The sequence below is a fragment of the Paenibacillus sp. FSL R5-0490 genome (genome assembly GCF_001956215.1).
In the GTDB taxonomy this organism is placed as follows: domain Bacteria; phylum Bacillota; class Bacilli; order Bacillales; family Cytobacillaceae; genus Cytobacillus.
Genome location: NZ_MRTQ01000001.1, coordinates 274082 through 298704 on the forward strand (window position 1 = coordinate 274082; position 24623 = coordinate 298704).

Below are 24623 nucleotides of genomic sequence, written 5' to 3' on the forward strand. Positions count from 1 at the left end.
AATTATACTTAATAATAATAGTGCTGGAAGGGTGTAGATCGAAGTGAATGATGATTCTTTTTTTACTGATAAAATCAAAAAGGCGCTTCAGAATACTCCCCCAGGGGAGTGGATTCCGGAGATACCGGATGATTGTATACGCCTGCATTGCGGCTACCCGGCACCTGACCTTGTGCCGGATGAAGAGGTAAAGGCAGCTGTTAATTGTCTATTAGATGAAGAACATGATTTACCGCTCCATTATATAGGCAGTCCAAAAACAGCAAAATTAAAGGAGCAGATTTTAGAAAGATTGAAAGAGCGGGGGATATCTGTAACGGAAAGTGAGCTTTTGATAACTTCGGGTGCCTGTCAGGCAATCGATTTGATTGCCCGCATTCTCCTTGATGAGGAGACAATTATTGCAATAGAGTCCCCCACCTATATGGAGGCTTTAGAGATTTTCCAAAATTACACCAAACAGATAATTAGTATTCCTGTAGACAAGGACGGACTTCAAACAGAGGCGTTGGAAGAGATCCTGGAGGAAAGGAATCAAAAAGGGCTTGCCCTTCCGCGTTTTCTTTATACGATCCCGACCTTTCAAAACCCAACAGGAACAACAATGACAGAAGAGCGCAGGAAGCATGTATTGGAGCTTGCGGACAAATTTAATTTCCTAATAGTAGAGGATGATGCTTATGGGGAATTATTTTTTAATAAAAGTCTTCCGGCTCTAAAAGCAATGGATCAAAACTCCCGAGTTCTGCATGTCGGTTCGCTATCAAAGATAGTGGCTCCGGGCATGCGTATAGGATGGATAGCCGGAACAAGTGAAATCATCCATGCATGCGCCTGGTTTAAAAAAGATCTGAACCATCCGTTTGCTCAAGCTGCCATGGCTGTTTATTTAGCAAACACAGATTTTAATGAAAAACTAGTAAACTTGAGAGAGTCATACAGGTCGAAATGCGCGGCTATGATCTCTGCACTGGAACAGTACATTCCTGAAGCAGCTTCATGGTATGTGCCTGAAGGCGGGTACTTTGTTTGGGTGAAATTCCCTGGTGCTGATACATCGCAACTGCTGACACATGCCCTTGCAGAGGGGGTATCTTTTATTCCTGGCAAGTACTTTTTCATAAATCAGGCAGCTGGAACAGAATGTCTTCGCCTTTCTTTCAGCTTTGCTGATGAGAAAGAAATAACAGAGGGGGTTTGCAGGCTGGGGAGAGTCGCAGAGGCCAATCTATAGAACTTAAATGAAAAGTAAAGATAAATTGGAGTACCTTCGGTAATGTTAGTCCAATTTTTAACCTATTGCTGAAACCACAGAAAAAGCCTGTCTGTTTCAGACACATCTGCGGTTTTTGAACTTTATCATTTGGCGGGTAAGTCATATGGGGATTAGAATATTCTGTCTCCATTAAAGATCATTCACTACACTGATCGAGAGAATAATTCGCATGCCTTCATATCTTTCAAATAACATTATTTAATGGTTTACCCAAACCTTGTAAGTACAGAGACAAGCATACAATCATTCAAGGAATTCTAGTCATATAAATGATAAAAAGGTCGAATATGACAAGAAGGGTAGAGTTAAAATGTTAAACTCTTATAAAAGATATAAAATTAAATATGACCAACTTAACAACTTTAGTTTTAAAAAAGGTGCTCCATATATATTAATTGTAGACTGGCATGGGGTTCTCTTTGAATTTTTAATAAGAATAAGAAATTCTGAAAAATTGCTTATCTTAGGTTCTGGTTCATTTGATCCAACCAGAATGAAGCCGCCAGTCTTTCAGCGTCATGCGTGGATCGATGATTTTAAGGAATCGCTTATCTATTACAATGATCCTACTTTATACTTGTGGGATAAACTGACAATTGGATGGGGAAATGGTACAGCTGACAGGCATTACTTGAAGGATGTGTCAGTACTCTTGAATAAAATGATCTTAAAGCTAAATTATAAGAAGAATAATGTTTACTTTTATGGAAGTTCTGCCGGAGGTTTTATGTCTTTAATGTTAGCCGGGCTTATAAAAGGTACTACTGTAATCGTTAACAACCCCCAGACAATTGTCACCAACTTTTACCCGCACCTAGTAAAACAGATGTTGGATGTATCCTATCCAAACCTTACAATAGAAGAAGTAAAAAAGAGATATAAAGACCGAATCATTGTCATAGAACTTTATAAAAGAGTAAATTACGTACCGAAGATCTATTACTTACAAAATATATCATCCGAAAAGGATATGATGAACCACCTGATTCCGTTTATGACAGATTTGAAGGGGATGTCTGAGAAGGTGTTTGCCGACAGGCTCCATATTCAACTATACGCAGATGAAAAACAAGGTCATAATCCGATAGGAAAAGAAGAAACACTCGATTATATAAACTCAATTATAAAATAAACGGAAGTCAAAGAGACTTCCGTTTATTTTAGCTTTTAGTTTCTTAACACTTTTGTGAGCAAAATAGCAAACAAACAAGTAGTTAGACAAAATTGTATCGGTTTAAAAAAATACAACAGTTTAATCAGCAGCAATCCTGTATAATTTGCGTTAAAACATCCCCTTCTCATTAGGAGATTCCTCTGGTATGGGCTGTCCTACATCCCAAAGTTCAGCAATCTTGCCGTTTTGAAACCGAAAGATATGTACAACTGCTCCACCTAAGTCCTCTGGGTTTTGCTTCACATGGGAATGAACGGCAACGGTTTCATTTTCCTGGATGGCGAGTTTAACATCAAGTTTTTTGTTAGGGTTTTGCTTTGCATTCTCTTCCATCGCGAGCATGAGAGATTCTGCATCGCCATGGAAATAGGGATTATGGTGGGAAAAATCAGGGCTGATGTAATGCTTGTAGGCTTCACGGACTTGGCCGGACGCTACGAGCTGCAGAAAAGAAATGGCTTTTTCTTTCAGTGATAGGATTGAAAACGATTGTTGCTGTATACTCATTTGAATCATCCTTTCATCTCATTAATGAATTTTAATTGAAGTATAAGTTATAGATATCCTAATGACAATATGTTGCGATTAGGAGAATCTCCGTTAGTTAACTTATTTTAATTTAGAGTGAGCACTTTATTAATTTGTGATATATTTTAGGGAAAAGTTACAAAGGAGGCAGTTAGCTTGAGTATACATTTTGAAGTGAAAAGATCCATTCAGGTATCTGCACAAAATGCTTACAAAGCTTTAATCGATCTTGATTCGGCAAAGGAATGGATGAATGGTCTAGTTGGAATAGAGCGGGAGGAAAGCGGGCCATTAAAAGTGGGGAGTCAGTGGAAAGAGACAAGAAAAATGTTTGGAAAAGAAGCTGCTGAACATTTTGAAGTTGTCGAACTCGATGAGCCCCATAAAATTGTGCTGCGCTGTGATGGAACCAAAGGAACAACAGGCAAAGGAGAGTTTATATTTACATACATAATCGCTTCAGCAGGTGATGCTTCAGAAGTTACTTTACTTGGTGAGATTAAGGGACTCACAGGCTTTTCAAAATTGTTTGGCAAGATGATGGCTGGAGCGTTTAAGAAAGCTTGTGCGAAAGATTTGGATGCTTTAATACACTATTTAGAAAATCGAAAGGAATTATAAAAGGAGCAGTAATGTTATGTCAATCATTGATAAATTAAAGCTTAATAAATACAATAATTTGGCTGTGCTCGACCAGCCAAGTGACTATGCTGTATTTAATGAATACAAAACCACTTTAACTGGTAAGCATGATGCAATCTTCATCTTTGTAGAAACCCTTGATGAAATGACAGAGTTTATCCGAAAAGTGATCACTGAGGAGCAGCTGCTTGAAAAAGGATATTTATTTTTCGCCTATCCTAAAAAAGGGAATAAACGTTATGATACATACGTTCATAGGGATGATATTTTTCCGGCAATGAAAGTGGGAGAAGATGGGTATGTGGAAAATAGCGATGTGAAATTCTCACGGATGGTGAGTATGGATGATATCTTTACGGTTGTTGGATTTAAGCGTGAAAAGAAAAAAGAGAAAAAGTCATCGGCTCCTAGTCAATGTGTGGCTGATTATCAGGATAATGTAGAAGATGTTGAAAAACTATTGGCGGATTATCCAGATGAATTGAAATTTTATCAGGATCTGACACCGGGTTACCAAAAGGATTGGGCTCGCTACATTTTTTCTGTTAAGCAGCAGAAAACCCGTGAGAAACGAGAAGCGCAAATGGTCGATATTTTATCACAAGGGTATAAATCGGCTGATTTGTTTAGGCAGAAAAAGAAATAATGGTTCCTGCCCCAGGTTACTTTAGTAATTAGGGGAAAGAACCTTTTTTAGAAACTAAGTGTATTTAACTCATCAAGAAATGCATCTAATTTATCTTCAGATAAAAATTTATATGCATATCCATAGGAAATTGGTTCATTTCCTGTATGTTCCCGTTTAGGGAATTCCCGCAGGGCTGTACTATGACGCAGACCAGTGGATTTTTCCTCCAGTTTCTTATTGCCTTCAACAGTTTTAGGATTTAAAACGATTGTAATTTCTTTATTCGGAAGCAGATAAATGATTTCGTCGTTTACAATATGTCTAAATTCAACACCCTTTGATGTTTCCTTCATCGTTTTGAACTTGTTTAACCCAAACGTATTATGTATGTTTCCCATATGGTCATTCACCTCCATTTAATAATGCCATCTCATATTATAAGGCAGAATGTCTATTCTGTACTATAGAAACTTAAGCATAAGTAAAAGGAGTTTGCTATTCCTCCTTTTTCTCATGCATAATATCCTGAATAACACTTACCCTTTTTGGATAGTAGTTTGATATTGTTTGCTGATGCGCTCAGTCTGAACCAGTTATAAGGAAAGGGATTTGGTAATTTTTCACTATCAATTCGACATTTTATTCAATATAAAAATAATTCGTATTATTCATTCGATCAACACTCTCCTATTCTATAATTTAGAGTATCTAAATAATAGGAGGTCAAAATAATGAAAAAAAAGCTGCTTGCACCTGTATTGCTGTCATCCGCGTTACTTGCAGGTTCCATTCCTGTAAAAGTTTTTGCCCAGCTGGAAGATTCAGAGAACGTACAGCCTGTCCAAGCTTCCAAGGAGTGGAATGAGAAAGCAAGTGTTCCTTTATTTGTAAAAGAGAGATTTGCAGAGAAATTCTCTTCCAGTACTCCGGCGAATGCATTAAATTATTTAAAAAAGCATCAGGATCAAACAGGTATTAAAAATCCTGATAAAAACCTGAAAGTGAAAAATGTACAAAAGATGAGCTTGGCATGACCCACGTCAGGTTTAATCATGCGGTCAATGGTGTGAAAGTAGAAGGGTCCGAAGTAATTGTCCATTATAATGAAAATAATGAGGTAGTATCCGTGAACGGAAGAGTAAATCAGGCAATTGCCGATGAAGCAGTGGACACGTCGGTGTCATTAAAACGTGATGCTGCAGTAAAAACAGCTTTATCCGCTGTCAGTGCTCCAAAAGATCTTACATATGAGCCAACTTCTGAAATTGTTATCTATCCGTTTGAAGGGGAAAATCATACAGCCTATAAAGTAAATGTAAACTTCATGGGAGATGAACCTGGAAACTGGTTTGTGTTTGTAGATGCCAAATCGGGTGAAGTCATTGATCAATACAATGGAATCCTGCATGTTGAAGAAAATAAAACCCAGAAAGGATTCGGAAAAGGCGTAAATGGAGATCATAGGGAACTTCATATTATCCGAACGAAAGAAGGTGCATCCGGGACAAAGTTTGCGTTAGCAGATTACTCTCATGAGAATTTGGACGGAATTTTTACTTTTGATTCTAAAAATGATTGGGATTCAAATAATGATGCCCTGTATGTCGGGAATTCGGCTGCATTTATAGGGGATTATGACCGTGCTGCCGTAGATGCGCATTATAATTCAGAAAGGGTATATGAGTATTTCCTGAATGAGCATGACCGCAATTCTCTCGATGGGGAAGGAATGGCAATCAATTCATATATTCACATGGGTACAGATTATAACAATGCATTCTGGAACGGCCGTTATATGGCTTATGGCGATGGGGATGGCGAGTTTTTCATTTCATTATCGGCAGGACTTGATGTTGCCGCCCATGAAATGACACATGGTGTAATCTCTCATACTGCCAACCTTGCATACCGGAATCAATCCGGAGCCTTGAACGAATCCTTCGCTGATGTCTTTGGGGTTCTGGTTGACGATGAAGACTGGGAAATGGGCGAGGACATTATGGCACCAGCTGCTAAAGCCGATGGTGTAACGAGATTGCGCAGCTTAAGCGACCCAAATAGTGTTGTCGTAAGTAATCCGCAAAGAGCAGCATATGGCAGCGGTGTCTATCCGGCTCATATGGCTGAATTTTACGACATGCCTCTAAATGTCGACAATGGTGGTGTTCATGTGAACTCCTCTATTACCAACCATGCCGCCTACCTGATCGGGCAGGAAATTGGCAGGGAGAAGCTTGGGAAAATTTATTACCGTGCATTAACAGTTTATTTGACCTCTAATTCTGATTTCAGTGATGCACGCCAGGCTATTGTCCAATCTGCCATTGACCTGTACGGGGAAGGCAGCGCCGAACAATCAGCCGCTGTTGCTGGATTTGATACAGTCGGAATTTATTAGAATGATAGATTAATAAAAAGTAAAAGCACCTGACCCTAAGTTCAAGGGGGAAGGTGCTTTTGTTCAATTGAGGACAATAAATTAATGAAATTTTTGAAAAATCATAAAAATATATTTCTTCTATATCCATTCATATGTCATACTATAAATAAAGAACATATTATTTTTTTAGGTGGAGTCTGTCACGAAGGGGCCATTATGCCCTTTTGCGGGAGGCTTTTTTATTTGCCTAAGCGAGCAAAAAAAAGAAGAAGGTGCTGTCTATGAATGGTATCAAATTTTAATCAGAAAGGAATGACTTATATTTGGCTGTACTATTGCCTAAAATTAAAGAAGTTTTGTATGCAGTTCTCCCCATCACCGCCCTCGTAATCATATTAAATTTGACAATTACCCAATTAGACTCTTTCCTGATCATACGCTTTGTGATTGGGGCTATTTTAATCATTATCGGGTTATCTGTTTTCCTGCTTGGCGTGGATATTGGAATTACTCCCATTGGACAGATGATGGGTGCTGGAATGGCAAAAACAAATAAAATATGGATTGTCATTGTTGCCGGCCTCATTCTTGGTTTTATCATCTCGATAGCCGAACCTGATCTGCACATTCTTGCAGGGCAAATTGAACTGGTCACATCAGGCCTAATTTCAAAGGGCTATATTGTAGTAATCGTCTCTATTGGGATTGCTGCTTTACTTTCCGCCGGCCTGGTAAGAATTGTGTATAACCTTCCGTTGTATAAATTATTAACGATCCTGTATCTTATCATCTTCATTCTTGCCATTTTCACATCACCTGAGTTCCTGGCCATTTCTTTTGATGCTTCTGGTGCAACCACTGGAGCTATGACGGTTCCGTTTATTCTGGCTTTGGCTCTTGGTGTGTCCTCATTGAAAAAGGATAGCCAAGCATCTGAGCAGGATAGCTTTGGATTAGTAGCCGTTGCCTCTACAGGGGCGATTATTTCAGTCATGATCATGAGCATCTTATCGAAAGCCGATAAAATTTCCGGGAGCCTTGAACATCATGACCCTTCTGCAGATATTACAAAACACCTATACTTGCAGGAGAAGTATTTCTGGCCCTGCTGCCGATATTACTGATTTTTTTGCTGCTGCAGAAGCTGATCTTTAAAATGTCCAAAAAAGCCGTTCACAAAATACTAAAGGGAATTGTTTTTACTTTTTTGGGACTTGTCCTCTTTTTAGCAGGGGTTAATGCGGGTTTTATGGATGTCGGCACGGCAGTGGGACATAGCATAGCCTCTTTAGACAGTAAAGCATACATTATTATTATAGGTTTTATATTAGGCTTTGTGACCATTATGGCAGAACCTGCTGTTCATGTGTTAACACATCAAATCGAAGATGTTACAAGCGGATATGTTAAAAGGAAGGTCGTCATGATATCACTTTCAATAGGGGTTGGCGCAGCTGTTGCTCTATCCGTGTTAAGAATCATTATTCCTGAGCTGCAGCTATGGCATTATCTTTTACCGGGCTACGCCATTGCCATTGCAATGACCTATTTTGTTCCAAAGCTATTCGTTGGAATCGCTTTTGATTCAGGCGGGGTGGCATCAGGTCCCATGACAGCTACTTTTATTTTAGCATTTATGCAGGGGGCTGCAGAATCTATAGAAGGTGCCAATGTATTAATAGATGGATTTGGCATGATTGCCATGGTTGCACTGACTCCGCTGATTGCCCTTCAGGTATTAGGTTTTATCTTTAAACTAAAATCTAAAAAAGGAGGATTTGAAAAGGATGCACAGTCAATCTGATCGTGCCGGATTTGAATTAGTCTATGTTATAGTCAACTTTGGTTCAGGAAGCAAAGTTCTGCAAACTGCCAAGGCAAATGGTATTTCAGGAGGTACTGTACTCTTGGGCAAAGGGACAATCCAAAATCGCCTTTTGGAATTTCTATCTTTAACTGGTGTGAAAAAGGAAATTGTCCTGATGGTGGCGGATAAGCAAACAGCGGATCATGCCCTCAAGCAGCTTGACAGGAAATTTAAATTCAGCAAACCAAACCACGGTATCGCTTTTGCCATTTCTGTATGTAATGTAATCGGAGCAAGCCGCTGCAGAAGCGGAAATAGTGAGCAGGGAAGAGGTGCAGAAAAAATGATGTATCATGCCATTACGGTGGTTGTAGAAAAAGGGAATGCAGAGCATGTGATTGATGCAGCAGCCGAAGCAGGCTCTAAAGGTGGTACGGTCATTAATGCGAGAGGGTCGGGCATTCATGAAACCAGCAAGCTATTTTCAATGGCCATTGAACCAGAGAAGGAAATCGTGCTGATTCTGTCAGAGGAAGAAAGTACAGAAAAAATTGTCGCATCGATAAGAAGAAAACTTAAAATTGATGAGCCGGGTAATGGGATCATATTTGTGCAGGAAGTCAGCAAAACTTACGGGATTTATAAGTGAATGGCAGCCCAATTTGATGGCTAAATCAAAAGTGAATGGAAAAGGGGGCAGCAAAATTTGAATATCTTTTTTGCAGTCACAGTATTAATCTACACCATGCTTCTCATTATCACATACGGCTTTGCCATTTTAACTAAATTTAAGGAAGATAAAGGAGAGGAAATCTTTAATAGGGCTTTTATTAACGCCTATGTGATCCTACTCTTTGGCCTTCTCATTATTTATACCCTTATCCAGCATCCGCATGTTCCCCTGGATTCAGGTAAGACTTCTTATCTCTTGCTTTCAAGTAAATTTCTATCTCTCATGACACTTGGAGGAAGCCTGTTTTTTTTAAGCCGGAAAAGATGCAGCCAGTAGCATGCTTGAGAACTAAAGGCTTACTGGCTGATCAAAGAAGCTTCTAAGTCGATTATGATTATTAAAAAAATTCGTTTAAATAGTTGCCATAAGTATTATAATTAAATGTGTGTAAGCGATTACAGTACAAGGAGGAGACTATGAGCAGATTAATTCATTTTGAAGTCCATGCAGATGATATGGAGCGGGCTAAAAAATTTTATGGAGAGGTATTTGGGTGGTCATTTCAGGATTGGAGTGAATATGCCGGAATGCCTTATTATGGAGCAGTGACTGGAAATGAAGAAGAGCCGGGCATTAATGGTGCTTTGATGAAGCGCCAGGGACCGCCTCCAGGAGCTAATCAAGCGATAAACGGATATTCCTGCACAATTGGTGTGGAAGATTACGATGCCGCGGAAGGCAGAATCCTTGAGAATGGCGGCACTGTAGCATTGCCGAAGTATGCTCTTCCTGGAATGGCTTGGCAGGGGTACTATAAGGATACAGAAGGGAATATTTTCGGAATTCACCAGCCTGATGCAAATGCGAAGTGAATGGTAAAGACTATTAGCATCTAATGACACAATACATAAAAAAAGCCCGTCTTAAATGACAGGGCTTCAGTGAAGGAGTCACCTTAAGAGTGACTCCTTTATATATTTATGCACTAAGTTTTGCAACTTTGCCTTCCTTGCGCTTTTTGGCATATTCAGCTGTAGCAGTAAATAGAACATCTGAGGAAGAGTTAAGGGCTGTTTCACATGAATCCTGTAATACGCCAATAATGAATCCTACCCCGACAACCTGCATAGCTACGTCATCCGGAATTCCGAATAAGCTGGCTGCTAAAGGAATGAGAAGAAGGGATCCGCCTGCAACACCTGAAGCACCTGCGGCAGAAACTGCTGCTAACACGCTTAGGATTAGAGCTGTTCCAAAATCCACTTGAATACCTAATGTGTGAACGGCTGAAAGAGTCAGAACAGAAATTGTAACAGCTGCACCAGCCATATTAACCGTTGCGCCTAATGGGATGGATACGGAATACGTATCTTCATCCAGTCCAAGTTTTTCGCATAAGCTCATATTTACAGGAATATTAGCTGCTGAGCTGCGTGTGAAGAACGCTGTAATTCCGCTTTCTCGTAAGCATCTAAAAACAAGCGGATATGGATTTCTGCGAATATTTAAAAATACGATAATCGGATTTACAACCAGAGCGATAAAGAACATGCAGCCCAGGAGGATGAACAGTAACTTGCCGTAATCCATCAATGCTGATATACCATTGCTGACAATCGCATCAAACACAAGGCCCATAATTCCTATTGGGGCGAAGCTAATTACCCATTTAACCAGAGTCGAGATGGCATCTGAGAAATTTGCGAGCATGTTTTTTGTAGTGTCAGCTGCTTTTCTTAAGGCAATGCCAAGCAGGATTGCCCAAGTCAGAATGCCGATATAATTGCCATTGATCAGTGCATTGACCGGGTTGTCCACAACATTGGTCAGCAGGGTTGTAAGAACTTCAGCTATCCCTCCTGGAGGTGTTACATCCTCTGCTCCCGGTGCAAGTGAAAGGGTAACAGGAAAAATAAAGCTTGCTACTACTGCGACAAGTCCAGCTAAAAAGGTGCTTAAACCATAAAGAGCTATAATGGATTTCATATTTGTCTGCTGTCCGCTTCTATGTTTGGAAATGGCATGCATGACCAGGAAAAAAACCAGTACCGGTGCCACAGCTTTTAATGCACCTACAAATAAAGTACCGAAGATAGACACCCATCCTGCTGCTTTCGGAATAGTCAAAGCGAGGGCGATACCTGCGATGATGCCCAGAAGAATTCTTTTTACCAGGCTTATTTGGTTCCACTTGCTGATTGCGTTTTTCATTCGATTCCCTCCGAAGTGATTATTATATAAAAGAGAATAATGGCTTATCACTGTTATCCGACAGTGATATTTGTTAGTTTAACACAAATATTATAAATTGTGCGATAAATTATTATATTGAAATATCTGTTAAACGACTATTAAATAGATAGGTTGCTGTTAATTATGGTTTTAGCGGTTTAAATAAGAGGAATAATAAAAAATAATTCAATACTTTTTTGGCTTGTGGAATAAGAGTCCTTATATAACTGCAATCTAAAAATGTACATAAAATCGAAAGATGAGGTACACACCATGACAGGAATTCTATTAGCCCTCATTGCAGCGGTTTCATGGGGCAGTATTGTATTTGTCAGCAGCAAGCTTGGCGGGGACGAGGACAGCCAGACGCTTGGCACGACAATAGGAGCCCTATTATTTGCCATCGCTGTCTATCTTTTTAAGAGACCGGATCTTTCCAATATTGTTTGGTCAGTCGGCTTTATTTCTGGTTTGTTCTGGTCGATCGGGCAGAAAAATCAGTTTGGGGCAGTCAGATATTTGGGGGTTGCAAAGACAGCTCCAATGTCCACAGGTCTGCAGCTTATTGGAACAACTTTTTTTGGAGTATTCATTTTTAAAGAATGGGAAACAACGATGAGCATTATCATCGGAGTCACCTCTCTGGTCTGCATCATTGTTGGTGCAATTCTGACTTCTTTGAAACAGGGGGATGACAAGGAACAGGGAAAAAGCCTCAAGAAAGGCCTGCTTGTACTCCTTTTATCGACCGCAGGCTTTGTCGGGTATGTTGTACTAATCCGCTGGTTTGAAATTGATGGCTGGTCTGCCATACTGCCGCAGGCGATTGGAATGGTAACAGGAGCATTCCTCATAACCCTCCGCCGCAAGCCATATAACAAATATGCAATCCGTAATATCATTACGGGGCTGATTTGGAGCACCGGGAATCTGGGATTGCTGCTTTCCCTCCCGAAGATCGGCGTGGCCACCAGCTTTTCCCTTTCTCAGACCGGAATAGTAATTTCGACCATTGGCGGGCTTTTCTTTTTAAATGAGCGTAAAAGCAAAAAACAGGTGTTTATGGTTCTCCTTGGCTGTTTGTTTATTATCGCTGGGGGAGTATTGCTGGGCTTTACGAAAAAATAGGGGAGTGATCTTATGTATCCAAGTCTTGAAGGGAAAGTTGTCGTTATTACCGGCGCAGCATCCGGGCTGGGAAAGTCAATGGCAGAACGGTTCGGTGCTGAAAAAGCGAAGGTAGTCATTAATTATTTTAATGAGGAACAGGAAGTGCAGGGAATTATAGAAACGATTGAGAAAGCTGGCGGCAGCGCCTCTGCCATCCAGGGGGATGTTACAAAGGAAGAGGATGTTAAAAGAATGATCGCCCATGCCATTAAAACGTTCGGATCTCTCGATGTCATGATTAATAATGCGGGGATCGAAAATGAAGTCCCATCAGAAGAACTCACCCTGGAGGATTGGAACAAAGTTATATCTACAAATCTGACGGGACAATTTATCGGCTGCCGTGAAGCAATTGACTACATGCTGGAAAACAAAATAAAAGGATCTATCATTAATATGTCATCTGTTCATCAGGAAATTCCATGGCCTCATTTTGTTCATTATGCAGCAAGCAAAGGCGGAGTCAAATTGATGACCGAGACCCTTGCGCTAGAATTTGCCCCGCACGGTATCCGGGTGAACTGCATTGCCCCTGGTGCTATTGATACACCCATTAATGCGGAAAAATTCTCAGACCCTGAATTAAAAAAAGGTGTCGTTGAGCTCATTCCCATGGGCTATATCGGCAAGCCGGAAGAAATAGCAGCTTGTGCAGTATGGCTGGCATCCACTGAAGCCAGCTATGTCACCGGAATGACCTTGTATGCTGATGGAGGCATGACACAATATCCGGGATTTCAGGCTGGCAAAGGATGAATGGAAAGCTCTTCTCATTTGAGAGGGGCTTTTTTTAGGCAGGTAACGGAACTTTTAGTGTCAAGCGGTAAAAAGATAGACATAAAAAATCCGGCCGCTTAAAAAGGGCCGGACCTGAAGGGGTAAAGAAAAAGGGCTTTATGATGTTTCGGTACATTTACATTCTAATGCGTAAATGTTAACAAACTATGACCGGGATGCGGACAAATTATTAAATATATCCTTTACATGTTAGATTGTGTGGGGAACAGAAATGATACATACAGCGGCAATTCCTGCTTAGCAGCGGGTACTAAAAAGGCAGGATCGATTCCTGCCTCACTGTCATTTATTTTCTCTTTTGAGCTTTCATTTTGTTCGCTTCCAGTTCAGCAGCATATTCTTCGTATGTTTTACCCTGCTTTTGGCTCTCAGATTGAATTTTTTTGAACTTGTTATCATTAAGATTCGGCATGTCTACACCTCCCCTGGACAAGAATATTTTTTACAAAGATATGAACATTATTCCGACTAAATTAATTAAGTACATTTACTCAAAAAGGTTTCATTTCCATTTTTGATGGGTATGATAACCAGGCTATCTAATATGGAAACAGATCCAATACTTAACATTTAAGGTAAACTCAAGTATAAATATTTGAATCAGAGGAAAAATATGGTCATTCGTTGTTAGGAGGTTTGATTGTGGCAGATAACAAAGATATGAATACAGAAAATGAGCAGAATGTTAGCCGTGAGACACTGACAACCCGGCAGGGGCATCCAGTTACGGATAACCAAAACATTCGCACGATAGGCAATCGGGGACCTGCTACTTTGGAAAATTATCATTTCATTGAGAAGATCTCCCATTTTGACAGGGAAGAGGTTCCGGAGCGTGTGGTTCACGCAAGAGGAGCAGGAGCATTCGGTTACTTTGAAACATACGGAAAAGTGGGCGATGAGCCGGTTGAGAAGTATACACGTGCCAAGGTCTTCTCTGGTGCAGGGAAGAGGACGCCACTAATGGTCCGCTTTTCAACTGTGGCAGGTGCGAAGGATTCACCCGAAACAGCACGTGATCCTAGAGGCTTTGCCGTAAAAATGTATACTGAGGACGGAAACTGGGATTTGGTCGGCAATAACCTGAAGATCTTCTTTATCCGTGATGCGATGAAATTTCCTGACATGATTCACGCCTTCAAGCCTGACCCTGTTTCAAACGTGCCAAATCCCGAGCGGATGTTTGACTTTGTATCTCGCACACCCGAAGCTACACATATGATTACTTTCGTATTTTCCCCATGGGGAATACCCGCTACATACCGTCACATGCAGGGATCGGGTGTCAATACCTATAAATGGGTGAATGAAAAAGGGGAAGCTGTACTGGTGAAATATCACTGGGAGCCAAAGCAGGGGATCCGCAATCTGACCCAGGAAGAGGCAAGCGAGATTCAGGCTAAAAATGTCGGACATGCTACACAGGATTTATTTGAGGCGATTAAACGGGGAGATTATCCGGAATGGGAGCTTTTTGTACAGATTATGGAGGATGATTACCATCCAGAATTGGATTTTGATCCCCTTGATGATACCAAGCTTTGGCCGGAGGATCAGTTTCCTTGGCTTCCTGTTGGCCGCATGGTGCTTGATCGCAATCCAGTGGATTACCATGCAGAAATTGAACAGGCGGCTTTTGGAACGGGAGTACTTGTTGATGGAATGGATTTTTCCGATGATAAGATGCTGCAGGGCCGGACTTTCTCATATTCCGATACACAGCGTTATCGCGTTGGAGCGAACTATCTAAAATTGCCGGTCAACGCGCCGAAATCGCCTGTACGTACGAATCAGCAGCGCGGCCAAATGGATATTCGGGACCCGAAAGAGGCAGGAGATAATCCCCATATTAACTACGAGCCTTCAATAAAGGGCGGCTTTAAGGAAGCACCGGAAGAAGGGCGCACCCCGCATCGGCCAACTTATAATGCAGCTGCCATGAGCGCACCGATCGATCGGCCAAATAATTACGGCCAGGCCGGCCATACTTACAGGAGTTTTGATGACTGGGAGCGGGATGAACTGATCAAAAACCTGTCTGAAGCTTTAGCGGTATGCGACAAACGGATTCAGGATGCCATGTTTGAGCATTTCACACAAGCTGATGAAGACTATGGCCGCCGTGTCATGGAAGAAACCGGGAAAGTCATGAAAAAGATCCAGGCGACGAGCGGGGAAGAACAAATCCCAGGCCGTGACGCTGGAAGATCTAAATATGGCCAAGGTTCAATCGCTGAAAACCAGGCATCAAAAGAAGCGGTTGAGAAAAGCCATGAAACGGATCCGTATTAATAGCAAACATGGACTGTCCAAAAGTCAGCATTACTGACTGCAGGGCAGTTCTTTTTTTATTTGCTTCTTTTTTTTAGGGCAGATAGGACTTCTTCCCGGTTCTATAGAATAACCTTCTAAACTATAAAACCTGAGGTGCCGAAATGAAACCAATTATTGGAGTTACGTCAAATTTAGATGATCATAACCTTTCTGTATCAATGGATAATATCCATTCATTATTAAACGCAGGGGCCGTTCCAGTTGTTGTGCCTAATTTGCTGGATGATGAGAAAGTCGAAAAATTAGCTGAAACGCTTGACGGGCTGCTGCTTACTGGCGGGGGGGACATCGACCCAACACTATTTGGTGAAGAACCACATCAAAAGCTGGGCAGTATTTGTCCGGAAAGAGATGCATTCGAAATCAGCATGATTCAAAAAATGCTTGCTCGAAATAAACCAATCTTAGCCATATGCAGGGGCTGCCAAATCCTAAGTATCGCTCTTGGGGGTGATATGTATCAGGACATCTTTTCCCAAATGGGCGTACCTTTGCTGCAGCATGGCCAAAAAGCACCCCGCTGGCATGCGACACACTTTGTGAATGTAAAAAGAGATTCTCTCCTCCACAAAGTTACTGGAATGCAAAGCTTTAAAGTAAATAGCTATCATCATCAGGCTGTCCGCAAAATGCCTGGAAATTTTGAGGTGTGTGCAGAGGCCAATGATGGAGTTATTGAGGCTTTTGAGAGTAAAAAGCATCGCTTTGCATTAGGGGTACAGTGGCACCCTGAATGCATGACAGAAAAGAATGATAACCCTTCAAAAGCTATATTTGATGCATTTGTTAAGGCTTGTAAACAATAATACAGAAGGTGAAAAGCCGTCGCACTTTTAAAATTGCGGCGGCCATTTCACAGCCCTTCCTCCAGATAAGTCTCAGCACCGGCGATAAACTCCCTGACCGCAAACGATAAGTACTTATCCTTTTTCCAAATCATTCCGAGCTCTAAATTAACTGCAGATTCAGAGATTGGCAGAACCACAAGGTCATTGCAGTTTATATTTTGACAGATTTTGCTTGGCAGCATGGTGATACCCAGTTTTCCTTCAACCATTCCCAGCAGGAAATCCTTTTGCGAGCTTTCACAGACAATATTAGGCTGAAAGCCGCTGTTTACGCATTCCTCAATAATCAGATCATATAGGGTGAAATCTTTCCGGTAGAGGATGAATGGCTCTTTGGCTAATTCTGAAAAATGCACTTCTTTTTTCGTAGCAAGCCTATGTTCCCGGTGGATAATGAGCATTAAGGGATCGCTCAGGACATTGATTATTTCAAAACCGCTTCCATGGGCCGGAACCGTGCAAATTAGTCCAATATCCAATGTGCCATCTTCCACCCCCTTTTTTATTTTCTTCGTGCCGACTTCTGTTAATTTAATTTCAATCAATGGAAACTTTTCTTTATATTGGCTGATAAGCTTCGAAAAGAAGGCTGCACCGACTATGGGAGGTATGCCAATTTTGATTTCACCGCCCTTCAGCTCCATTAAATCTGTTAACTCCAATGTCAGGTTCTGAAATGCGTCCAGCACTTTTTTCGCATTAATTAACACCGCTTTTCCTGCATCCGTTAATTCAAGCTGCTTCGATGACCTGTAAAATAGCGGCACTCCCAGTTCGCCTTCGAGATTCTTGATGGCTTTGCTGATGGAAGGCTGGGTGACATGCAGGGTCTGGGATGCTTTAGTGAAGCTTAAGTGCTGTGCTACTTCCGCAAAATACTCTAAATGCCGGATATCCAATTACTGCACTCCTCTCATATAACCAAAAGGCATAAGGATTATAGATTATATGTATTTCATTTATGGATGGCAATCATTATATAATAATCTACAACAAATACTGAAAATTAACAATATTCATAAAGAGGAGATGGGTAGAATGGATTTGCAGAAGGAATCTTTACTGCTTCATGAGAAGTTTAAGGGTAAGTTAACGGTCGATGTAAAAATGCCGCTGAACAGCATGAAGGATTTAAGCTTAGCCTATTCCCCGGGAGTTGCCGAGCCATGCCGAAGAATCCATGACCAGCCTGAGAAGGTCTATGATTATACAATAAAAGGAAACTTAATCGCTGTGGTTTCTGACGGCACTTCTGTGCTGGGACTTGGCGATATTGGCCCTGAAGCCTCTATGCCTGTTATGGAGGGAAAGGCAGCACTATTTAAAGCTTTTGCAGGGATTGATGCTGTTCCGATTTGCCTTGATACGAAGGATCCCGAAGAAATCATTAAAACAGTCAGGCTGCTGCAGCCTTCCTTTGGAGGCATCAACCTCGAAGATATCGCGGCACCTAATTGCTTTTACATTGAAGAACGGCTTAAGCAGGAAATGAATATTCCCGTTTTTCATGATGACCAGCATGGAACAGCAATCGTAACAGCAGCCGGGTTAATCAACGCGCTGAAGCTTGCCGGCAAAAAAATGGATGAAATTAAAATCGTAATCAATGGGGCGGGTGCGGCAGGAATTGCGATTATCAAGCTGCTCCTAAATATGGGAGCAAAAGATATCATCATGTGTGACACAAAGGGAGCAATTTATGAAGGAAGGCAGGAGCGAATGAACCCTGTCAAAGAGTCTGTCGCGAAAATAACCAATCGTGGGAAACGTAAAGGACCGCTTGAAAATGTTATCATTGGCGCCGATGTGTTCATCGGGGTTTCCTCTGCCGGTGCCTTAACAAAGGAAATGGTCGAGACGATGAGTCCGAATTCCATTATTTTTGCCATGGCTAATCCAGTTCCTGAGATCATGCCGGATGAGGCGAAAGCGGCAGGAGCTAAAGTCGTTGGAACAGGAAGATCCGATTTGCCGAATCAGGTGAACAATGTCCTCGCATTTCCTGGAATTTTCCGAGGGGCCCTGGACGTCAGGGCTACTGAAATTAATGAAGAAATGAAAATGGCAGCTGTCGAAGCGATTGCCGGATTAATCGATGCTACAGACCTGACACCTGATTATGTCATTCCTGGGCCGCTCGACAGCCGGGTTGTCCCTGCAGTAAGGGAAGCAGTAGTAAAAGCGGCCCAGGAAACAGGTGCAGCCCGAATCGAAATTATACAGAGCCAAATAATAAGCCAATAGAAGGAAATTAGTATGCGCAGGCATGTTCAAGTGAGATCCAACATAGTATCCAAAAAATGAAGCTGCAGATTTTGCCAATGGGATTGAATTTATCACTTTCGTCATGTTGAATTTATTTAAAAGGGAGACTGATACCCATGAAAGTATACGAAGTAATTGAGACGCAGGAAATGTTCCGTGGTGAAATCATCGAAAACTATTACGTTATTTATGAGCAAACAGAAAACAAAGTCTTTGAAAATCGAAACAATTATATGTTTCAACAAGAAAGATTTTTAGAAGAGACCGTTAATATTTTTATAGGAAACCCGCATTCCACCTTAAAGAAAGTAAAAACCTATCCCATTCGCCATCTTGCATTCGGGGATATCCGCGAAGCAATCAGAAAAGACTTTCCTGACCTCTTTAAGAACCTGAAAAGTTATCCCGCTTAAACACTGGCAGCCTCCAATGCAGGAGGCTGTCTTTTCTTTGGATTCTTAGGATGGAAATGTTTCCTGTCTATCTGTATGATAGTATAACAGCAAAAAAGAAAACGCGGGCAGGATCGTTTTTCAGAAATTTGTTAAGGGAATAATTCAGATGTAAACAAATTAATGGGGTGGAGCAATGATTCAGTTTGACAATGTGTCGAAACAGTATCGGGATGGTACTAAAGCAGTAGATTCAATCAACTTACATATAAAAGAAGGCGAGTTCTTTGTGATTATTGGTCCGAGCGGTTCCGGGAAAACTACTGTTCTGAAGATGATTAATAGGCTTATTCCTTTGACATCAGGAACGATTTTCATAAATGGCAAACGGATCAGTGACTATGACATTCATGAGCTTCGCTGGGATATTGGTTATGTACTTCAGCAGATTGCCCTTTTTCCTCATATGACGATTGGGGAAAATATCGCGATTGTACCGGAGCTTAAGAACTGGGAGCAGGTGAAAATTAAAGAACGGATTGATGAATTATTGGAAATGGTCGGATTGGAGCCTGACATATACCGGAGCAGAAAGCCGCACGAACTTTCAGGAGGACAGCAGCAAAGAGTCGGCGTAACAAGAGCATTGGCCGCCAATCCGCCCATCATCCTGATGGACGAGCCTTTTAGTGCACTGGATCCCATAAGCAGGGAAAAGCTTCAGGATGACCTAATCCATCTTCAGAAAAAAATAAAGAAAACCATTGTGTTTGTTACACATGATATGAAGGAAGCTTTAAAGCTCGGTGACCGCATTTGTGTCATGAAGGACGGGGAAGTCGTCCAAATTGGCACACCTGAAGAACTGCTTGCGCATCCGGAAAACGAATTTGTCAGGCAGTTCGTAGGGGAAGGTCAGGGGCCGTATATAGAGGGGTTTAGTCTTCATGAAATCCTTCTGCCGATTTCAGAACCCGAAGAGAGCATGGCAGTCCTTCCAGCCTCGGCTTCCCTCGAAGAAACGCTTAGCTTATTGGCCGCTCATAACGAAATTGCTGTGGAAGAGGACGGGGAATTCATTGGACTGGTCGACAGGCAGACTGTTATCCGTAAATTGGCAGGCAGCATGCGAAGAGAGGTGAAGTCATGAATACCTTGAGCTCTGTTTTCAGTGAAAGAAAAGGTCAATTAGCAAGTGTGCTGATTGAACATATCCAGATTTCGCTCATTGCTTTATTTTTTGCAGTCCTGATTGCCATTCCGCTTGGAATATATCTGACTAAAAAGCAAAAAATTGCAGAAGGAATCATTGGCGCAACAGCCGTATTGCAGACCATACCTTCACTAGCACTGCTTGGTTTATTGATCCCCTTATTCGGGATTGGAAAAGTGCCCGCCATTATCGCATTAGTCGTATATGCACTTCTGCCCATCTTGAGAAATACATATACAGGAATAAAGGAAGTAGACGATTCTATTCTCGAAGCGGCAAGGGCAATGGGGATGAACAGGCGCAAAAGGCTCATGAAGGTGGAGCTTCCTCTTGCCATGCCGGTGATTATGGCCGGAATCCGTACGGCGATGGTTTTAATAGTCGGAACAGCTACTCTTGCAGCCTTAATTGGAGCAGGCGGTTTAGGAGAATTGATTCTCCTGGGAATTGACCGGAACAACACGGCCCTGATTATTCTTGGGGCCATCCCTGCAGCCATATTGGCAATCCTTTTTGATATGCTGCTGCGCCGGTTTGAGCATATGTCATTTAAAAAATCGGTCACAGCACTTGGAGTATTCATTGGTGCGATGATATTAGTTATGGTCATTCCTTTATTGGCAAATCAATCAGAGGAGAAGATTGTCATCGGCGGGAAACTTGGTTCAGAACCGGAAATCCTGATCAATATGTACAAATTGCTGATTGAAAATGAAACCGACCTTAATGTCGAGTTAAAACCAGGGTTAGGAAAAACTTCCTTCGTCTTCAATGCTCTGAAGTCTGGCAGTATTGACGTGTATCCTGAGTTTACCGGTACAGCCATTGCGGAATTTTTAAAAGAGACAGCGGTAAGCACAGACTCCGGTCAGGTATATGAGCAGGCGAGAAAAGGAATGAAGGAACAATTCAGCATGGAGCTGCTAGAACCGATGGCTTACAATAATACGTATGCTTTGGCAGTGCCTGAGAAACTGGCTGAAGAGTATGAACTGCAATCCATTTCAGATCTGCAATCAGTCGAGCAAAACATAAAAGCCGGCTTCACCCTTGAATTCTCGGATCGGGAAGATGGCTATCGTGGCATCCAGAAGCTATATGGTGTAGAATTTCCAACTGTTTTAACCATGGAGCCTAAACTGCGCTATGGAGCAATCGAAAAAGGTGAAATCAACCTGGTGGATGCTTATTCAACAGATAGCGAAATTGCCAGATACAAACTCACTGTCCTGGAGGATGACAAACACCTGTTTCCGCCATATCAGGGCGCTCCGCTGTTGAGAGAAGAAACCGCAGAAAACCATCCGGAGCTGGTTAAAGCTTTAAACAAGCTGGATGGAAAGATAAGCGATGATGAAATGCGTGAAATGAACTACAAAGTAAATGTAGATGATGTGAGTCCTGAAGAAACAGCAAGGGAGTATCTTGAGAAGGAAGGATTGCTGAAATAAAACAGGGAAAGTTAACGAGTAAAACAATAGCACATTCATTCAGCTGCCCCATTTTTATTAATGGGGCTGTTTTTTTTGGTTCTGCACTTCTTCTGGAGTCGATTTACCCCTGTATAATAATTCCTCCTAAGGGGATAGTAAGAAAAAAATTGATATAGGTGTTTTTATGAAGAAGGATAAAATTGGTATGTCCAAGGTTATGAACGAAAATTTATCGTACATTCAAGATGCGTTTCATCATAATAAAGAACTTATTATTCGTTCGTTTTTTTTCTCTTCGGATACTTCGGGCTGTCTGCTCTATCTCGATACGATCGCGGATAAGAAAATAATCCAGGAGCATATACTAGGGCCAATTCTAAAACTTAAGGAATTATCCAAAAGTCCTATACAGCAAATGGAAAACACAATCGAAATTTCCAAGATTAAGATCATCTCGGACTTGAATGAAGCAGTAAACGAACTGTCTAAAGGAAATACGCTTATATTTATCTCCGGCGCTGATTCATGCCTGGCAGCAGACACGGCTGATTGGAAGGATCGAGCGCTTTCACCGCCGCAGTCCCAGCGGGTATTAAAGGGACCGCAGATCGGATTTACCGAACTTGCCAATAATAATATTTCACTGATCAAACGGTTCATTAAGAATGACCAATTGACAATTGAGGATCAGACGATTGGAGAGGAGACCAATACAGGAGTATATCTTCTATATTTAGCTGATAAAGCAGATCGGGACCTCCTAAAAAATGTCAAAAGCAAACTAAAATCAATTAGACTAAAATCTATTCTCGATTCTTCCTATATTCAGGAAAGCATCTCAGATGATCAGATTACGCCATTCCCGCGGGTTCTCACAACGGAGCGGCCAGATGTTGTGGCCGGCCATTTATTGGAAGGCAAAATGGTGATTATATGTGACGGATCTCCGGATGCACTGATTGTGCCTGCCCTGTTCATCCAATTTTTCCATTCGCCGGAGGACTCTTATGAAACATCCATGTTCGATTTTACCAGGCTGGTTCGAATCATTTCTTTTGTTGCTTCAATCTTTCTCATTCCTTTTTATATTGCATTTGTATTATTTCATCAGGAGCTGATCCCCAGTGAATTGCTCGTCAGCCTGGCAGCACAGAGGCAAATTGTTCCTCTGCCTTTAGTCATTGAAGTCATTCTCCTGATGGTGATTTTTGAAGTGCTTCTGGAGAGCTCCATACGTTTGCCGACAGGCATCATGCTGGCATTCTCGATTATTGGTACGATTATTTTAGGGCAGTCAGCAGCAGAAGCAGGAATTGTCCAGCTATCGACACTCGTCGTTATTTCAGCTACCTATGTTTTGAATTTTGCTATTCCTGTTCATCCTTTTGGAAATGCAATCAAGGGGATTCGTTATATCCTGGTGTTCTTGGCCAGTACGTTTGGATTGTACGGCATTATCTTGGGAACCATTGTTTTAATCAATCATCTTACATCCTTAAATAGCTTTGGAGTGCCATATTTATCACCCATCACACCGGTGAAAAAAGCAGATATAAAAGATACTTTTATTCGAGTTTCATTAAAAAAGATTATCAATGCTCCCAAAAAATATGATAAGGACGATCTTCTTAAAAATAGCCGTAAATGAGTGATCAAAATGAAATATCTTTATATGCTGTTTATATTATTATCGGTGGCGGCAGTATTCCTTGCCCCATTGGATAAACATGAGTTGAATGAACTTTCTTTTTCATTTGCTATGGGGGTCGACCATGCAGAGGACGGGTATGAGGTATCCCTGCAATTGATCAATCCTGCTGCCGTTGCAGGTAAATCACAGGTTCCCAACTCCCCCTATGTAGTTTATAAAGCAACGGGTAAAACAATTGATACAGCTTTAGAAAGAATTTCTGTAAATATTTCCCGTTATAATTATTTAAAACAGATAGAAGTCATTCTCTTGGGTGAAGCAATCGCCCGTGAGGGGAAGGCCAAGGACGTTTATGACTATATTCTGCATTCTGCACAGATTCCATCAGATGCAAATCTGGTCATTGCCCGGGATGTCAGTGCAAGTGAACTGCTGAAGATCTACTCTCCAATTGAAGGTTTTTCAGCTTTTGAAATTGAAAACATCCTCCAAAAGCTGGGCAGAGATATTCCTGTGACCGCGACGGAGATCAAGGTTGATGAAATCAAGGAGGGAAAGGATATCGCAATGCCTTTTATTAAAGTAGAAGGGGATCTCAAAAGCGGGAAGGAAAGAGGGAACTTTGAAACGACCAGCCCTGGTCATATTGCTTATGGCGGGCTTGCCCTTTTTAAAGAAGATAAGTTATCAATGTTCCTTGATTATCGGGATGCTGCCATCATAACCATTCTGCAGGGAGGCGAATCCGGTTTTTCAATTGAAGCAAGCTGCCCAAAAGATGAAAACAACCTATTCACCTTCCGTGTTTTTGGAAATCTGGCCAGAGAAAGAAAGGTAGAAACATATGAAGATAGGTATATCTTTCATTATAACTTAAGGATTTCGGGTGATATTAGCCAGATGAAATGTAAAGTAAATTTAGAAGATCCCGATGATATCGAGCTGCTTGAAAAAGAGATTGAAAAAACAATCCAAAATCATGTGCAGGACCTTCTTGCCCTACTACAGGAAAATGAGATGGACCCTCTGGGGTTAGGGCTATTTATGAGGGAGAAAAATCCGGAGACATGGAAGAAGCTGAAACCGGATTGGCCAGCACCTATTAAAAATGCGGAAATAAAGCTTAATACGAAAATAAAAGTACAAAATATCGGGCATTACAAGGATGGAGGCGGCTAA

General features: G+C 41.5%; 26 protein-coding genes. 21 read left to right on the forward strand and 5 right to left on the reverse strand.

Annotation, left to right across the window (positions count from 1 at the left end; all coding sequences use genetic code 11):
* The first annotated feature begins 43 nt into the window (after positions 1–43).
* Both BK139_RS01325 and BK139_RS01330 read left to right on the forward strand, forming a co-directional pair.
* A complete protein-coding gene (locus tag BK139_RS01325; protein ID WP_076256018.1) occupies positions 44–1234 on the forward strand; it encodes an aminotransferase-like domain-containing protein in 1191 nt (396 codons plus the stop codon).
* A 352-nt stretch (positions 1235–1586) separates the two neighbouring features.
* Positions 1587–2408: a glycosyl transferase family 2 gene (locus BK139_RS01330; RefSeq protein ID WP_076256020.1), complete on the forward strand. Its 822-nt coding sequence runs from the start codon at positions 1587–1589 to the stop codon at positions 2406–2408.
* 150 nt (positions 2409–2558) lie between these two features.
* Here the strand turns inward: BK139_RS01330 and BK139_RS01335 are convergent, their stop codons facing one another.
* Positions 2559–2957, reverse strand: coding sequence for a nuclear transport factor 2 family protein (locus BK139_RS01335; protein WP_076256022.1), 399 nt, complete (start codon positions 2955–2957; stop codon positions 2559–2561).
* Positions 2958–3134: 177 nt separating this feature from the next.
* Here BK139_RS01335 and BK139_RS01340 point away from each other — a divergent pair, with 177 nt between their 5' ends.
* Positions 3135–3599 (forward strand): SRPBCC family protein, encoded by a 465-nt coding sequence (locus BK139_RS01340; RefSeq protein WP_076256024.1) that lies wholly within the window; start codon positions 3135–3137, stop codon positions 3597–3599.
* 16 nt (positions 3600–3615) lie between these two features.
* Positions 3616–4266, forward strand: coding sequence for a YdeI/OmpD-associated family protein (locus tag BK139_RS01345; RefSeq protein WP_076256026.1), 651 nt, complete (start codon positions 3616–3618; stop codon positions 4264–4266).
* Between the two features lie 47 nt (positions 4267–4313).
* On the opposite strand, the gene BK139_RS01350 is transcribed toward BK139_RS01345, so the two are convergent.
* Complete coding sequence (locus BK139_RS01350) at positions 4314–4646, reverse strand: hypothetical protein (protein ID WP_076256028.1); 333 nt, start codon at positions 4644–4646, stop codon at positions 4314–4316.
* Positions 4647–4979: 333 nt separating this feature from the next.
* On the opposite strand from BK139_RS01350, the gene BK139_RS24240 reads away from it, so the two are divergent.
* From BK139_RS24240 to BK139_RS01375, 7 genes are all read left to right on the forward strand, one after another.
* The gene (locus BK139_RS24240; RefSeq protein ID WP_286147573.1) at positions 4980–5282 is read left to right on the forward strand and encodes a hypothetical protein; all 303 of its coding nucleotides are present in this window, start codon (positions 4980–4982) and stop codon (positions 5280–5282) included.
* Entirely contained in the window at positions 5279–6646 is a 1368-nt protein-coding gene (locus BK139_RS01355; protein WP_286147575.1) for a M4 family metallopeptidase, read from the forward strand. Before BK139_RS24240 ends, BK139_RS01355 begins: the two co-directional genes overlap by 4 nt.
* 305 nt (positions 6647–6951) lie before the next feature.
* Positions 6952–7752 carry a DUF1538 domain-containing protein gene (locus BK139_RS24245; protein ID WP_286147577.1) on the forward strand — a complete coding sequence of 267 codons (801 nt, stop codon included), beginning with the start codon at positions 6952–6954 and terminating at the stop codon, positions 7750–7752.
* A 32-nt stretch (positions 7753–7784) separates the two neighbouring features.
* Entirely contained in the window at positions 7785–8432 is a 648-nt protein-coding gene (locus BK139_RS24250; protein ID WP_286147579.1) for a DUF1538 domain-containing protein, read from the forward strand.
* Positions 8416–9084, forward strand: a complete 669-nt coding sequence (locus BK139_RS01365) for a P-II family nitrogen regulator (protein ID WP_076256031.1) — start codon at positions 8416–8418, stop codon at positions 9082–9084. Before BK139_RS24250 ends, BK139_RS01365 begins: the two co-directional genes overlap by 17 nt.
* Positions 9085–9141: 57 nt before the next feature.
* Complete coding sequence (locus tag BK139_RS01370; protein ID WP_076256034.1) at positions 9142–9444, forward strand: hypothetical protein; 303 nt, start codon at positions 9142–9144, stop codon at positions 9442–9444.
* A 140-nt stretch (positions 9445–9584) separates the two neighbouring features.
* Complete coding sequence (locus tag BK139_RS01375; RefSeq protein WP_076256036.1) at positions 9585–9980, forward strand: VOC family protein; 396 nt, start codon at positions 9585–9587, stop codon at positions 9978–9980.
* 106 nt (positions 9981–10086) lie between these two features.
* On the opposite strand, the gene sstT is transcribed toward BK139_RS01375, so the two are convergent.
* Entirely contained in the window at positions 10087–11319 is a 1233-nt protein-coding gene (gene sstT, locus BK139_RS01380) for a serine/threonine transporter SstT (protein ID WP_076256038.1), read from the reverse strand.
* A 294-nt stretch (positions 11320–11613) separates the two neighbouring features.
* Between sstT and BK139_RS01385 the strand changes: the two genes are divergently transcribed.
* Both BK139_RS01385 and BK139_RS01390 read left to right on the forward strand, forming a co-directional pair.
* Positions 11614–12468, forward strand: a complete 855-nt coding sequence (locus BK139_RS01385; protein WP_083675272.1) for a GRP family sugar transporter — start codon at positions 11614–11616, stop codon at positions 12466–12468.
* Between the two features lie 12 nt (positions 12469–12480).
* Positions 12481–13266 carry a glucose-1-dehydrogenase gene (locus tag BK139_RS01390; protein WP_076256043.1) on the forward strand — a complete coding sequence of 262 codons (786 nt, stop codon included), beginning with the start codon at positions 12481–12483 and terminating at the stop codon, positions 13264–13266.
* Between the two features lie 328 nt (positions 13267–13594).
* On the opposite strand, the gene BK139_RS24255 is transcribed toward BK139_RS01390, so the two are convergent.
* Entirely contained in the window at positions 13595–13720 is a 126-nt protein-coding gene (locus BK139_RS24255; RefSeq protein WP_258549827.1) for a hypothetical protein, read from the reverse strand.
* Between the two features lie 230 nt (positions 13721–13950).
* On the opposite strand from BK139_RS24255, the gene BK139_RS01395 reads away from it, so the two are divergent.
* Together BK139_RS01395 and BK139_RS01400 are read left to right on the forward strand one after the other, a co-directional pair.
* Positions 13951–15600, forward strand: coding sequence for a catalase (locus BK139_RS01395; protein ID WP_076256045.1), 1650 nt, complete (start codon positions 13951–13953; stop codon positions 15598–15600).
* Positions 15601–15743: 143 nt separating this feature from the next.
* Positions 15744–16448 (forward strand): gamma-glutamyl-gamma-aminobutyrate hydrolase family protein, encoded by a 705-nt coding sequence (locus BK139_RS01400; protein ID WP_076256046.1) that lies wholly within the window; start codon positions 15744–15746, stop codon positions 16446–16448.
* 47 nt (positions 16449–16495) lie between these two features.
* Here the strand turns inward: BK139_RS01400 and BK139_RS01405 are convergent, their stop codons facing one another.
* Positions 16496–17389: a LysR family transcriptional regulator gene (locus BK139_RS01405; RefSeq protein ID WP_076256049.1), complete on the reverse strand. Its 894-nt coding sequence runs from the start codon at positions 17387–17389 to the stop codon at positions 16496–16498.
* Between the two features lie 139 nt (positions 17390–17528).
* Between BK139_RS01405 and BK139_RS01410 the strand changes: the two genes are divergently transcribed.
* The 6 genes from BK139_RS01410 to BK139_RS01435 all read left to right on the forward strand — a co-directional run bounded on the left by BK139_RS01410 (position 17529) and on the right by BK139_RS01435 (position 24623).
* Positions 17529–18734, forward strand: coding sequence for an NAD(P)-dependent malic enzyme (locus BK139_RS01410; protein WP_076256051.1), 1206 nt, complete (start codon positions 17529–17531; stop codon positions 18732–18734).
* Between the two features lie 137 nt (positions 18735–18871).
* Entirely contained in the window at positions 18872–19168 is a 297-nt protein-coding gene (locus BK139_RS01415; protein ID WP_048008869.1) for a hypothetical protein, read from the forward strand.
* Between the two features lie 175 nt (positions 19169–19343).
* Positions 19344–20297: an ABC transporter ATP-binding protein gene (locus BK139_RS01420; protein WP_076256054.1), complete on the forward strand. Its 954-nt coding sequence runs from the start codon at positions 19344–19346 to the stop codon at positions 20295–20297.
* Positions 20294–21811 (forward strand): osmoprotectant update ABC transporter permease/substrate-binding subunit OpuFB, encoded by a 1518-nt coding sequence (opuFB, locus tag BK139_RS01425; protein WP_076256056.1) that lies wholly within the window; start codon positions 20294–20296, stop codon positions 21809–21811. The genes BK139_RS01420 and opuFB overlap by 4 nt, the downstream gene beginning before the upstream one ends.
* 166 nt (positions 21812–21977) lie before the next feature.
* The gene (locus BK139_RS01430; RefSeq protein WP_076256059.1) at positions 21978–23441 is read left to right on the forward strand and encodes a spore germination protein; all 1464 of its coding nucleotides are present in this window, start codon (positions 21978–21980) and stop codon (positions 23439–23441) included.
* 9 nt (positions 23442–23450) lie between these two features.
* Positions 23451–24623, forward strand: coding sequence for a Ger(x)C family spore germination protein (locus BK139_RS01435; RefSeq protein ID WP_076256062.1), 1173 nt, complete (start codon positions 23451–23453; stop codon positions 24621–24623).